This window comes from Vibrio sp. Y176 (genome assembly GCF_033438945.1).
The window spans coordinates 1-760 of sequence record NZ_JAWOQS010000411.1 but is presented as its reverse complement, the minus strand read 5'-3'; the positions used below and the strand labels follow the sequence as shown (position 1 = coordinate 760).

Annotated in this window: 1 protein-coding gene; it reads left to right on the top strand. The window is 47.0% G+C overall.

The window, feature by feature from the left end; all coding sequences use genetic code 11:
* On the top strand, positions 1–573 hold a 573-nt coding region (locus tag R7O13_RS26380), incomplete at its 5' end, for an NAD-binding protein (RefSeq protein ID WP_318305143.1).
* Between the last annotated feature and the right edge of the window lie 187 nt (positions 574–760).

Genomic DNA, 760 nt, shown 5'->3' with positions numbered 1-760 from the left:
ACTCGTGCCTATTTTGGTGACGCAACCCGACCAGATATGCTGCACACAGCAGGTATCGAGCATGCGGCTGCGTTGGTCGTCGCGATTGATAACCAAGAATCGAGTGTGGAACTGGTGAAATACGTGAAGCACACGTACCCGAAAGTGAAAATCATCGCACGTGCTTTCGACCGCGGTCATGGTTACTTGTTGCGTCAAGCTGGCGCAGATGTGATTGAATCGGAAACTTATCACTCGGCACTGGAAATGGGTGGACATGCCATGAAAGCGTTGGGCATTCACCCATTCTTTGTTGAACAGCAAAAAGACACTTACAAGCGCGTAGAAGCTCGTAAATCTGAAATGTTATATCAAGCGTGGGAAGACGATTCGGAAGGTGAGCGCTTCGATAACAACTTCCGCGAGCTATTCATCCAGCTCGAAGAGAAAATGGCGGAAGAGATGCGCAAAGATCGTCACGATAAGTTATCGCGTTCTGAACGTGGCTGGACGCCACCGCCAAAAGGTTACGCTGAAAACTTTGACGGTGAAAACGTGCAAGATATTACGCCACCAAAAGAAGAAGCGATTTAACGCCAAAACAGAAATACAAAAACCTCCCACCAGTGGGAGGTTTTTTTGTCGGTTGTACGTCAGCACGCCGCCCTAAATCACCACAGTGACTTTCATCCATAATGAAAGTTACATGAGGTCATTCATCAAAATATCATACTCTTCATTCGCTTCTTCAACTAAATGAGAAAGCTCTAACGCGTCGGTA